Annotated in this window: 1 protein-coding gene; it reads right to left on the bottom strand. The window is 71.6% G+C overall.

Annotation, left to right across the window (positions count from 1 at the left end; translation table 11 throughout):
* A partial coding sequence (locus G3I71_RS49730; RefSeq protein WP_164325592.1) for an SIS domain-containing protein occupies nt 1–293 on the bottom strand: 293 nt, incomplete at its 3' end.
* Nucleotides 294–387 lie beyond the last annotated feature (94 nt).

The raw sequence follows: 387 nt of genomic DNA, 5'->3' as shown, positions 1-387 counted from the left end.
CCGTCGACCCGCTCCCGCGCGCTGCCCAGGGTGGCGGGCATGACGTCGATGCCGGCGGTGCCGGGTACGGCGAGGAAGTTCATCAGGGCGAGTCCGCCGGCCCGGTAGACCACGTCCTGGGCGGGCAGCGAGGAGTGTCCCGCGCCGAAGGCGAAGAGCCGGTTCCCCGCGGTGACGGCATCGGCGATGGCGATCCCGGCCTCGTTGACGCGGGAGGCCTCCTCGTCGCGCACCCGCTCCAGCAGACCGATGGCGGCGTCGAAGAACTGCCCGGCCAGCTTGCTCTCGCTCATACGCCGAAGGCCCTTCCAGGGTGGGGTGCGGTGGGTGCGTCCGTGTCCGCCGCTCACCGTGCGGTCTGGACCAAGCGCGTGTCAATACGAACGT

This window comes from Streptomyces sp. SID12501 (assembly GCF_010550245.1).
In the GTDB taxonomy this organism is placed as follows: domain Bacteria; phylum Actinomycetota; class Actinomycetes; order Streptomycetales; family Streptomycetaceae; genus Streptomyces.
Note: the sequence above shows the minus strand (reverse complement) of the source record. Positions and strands in the feature narration are given on the sequence as shown.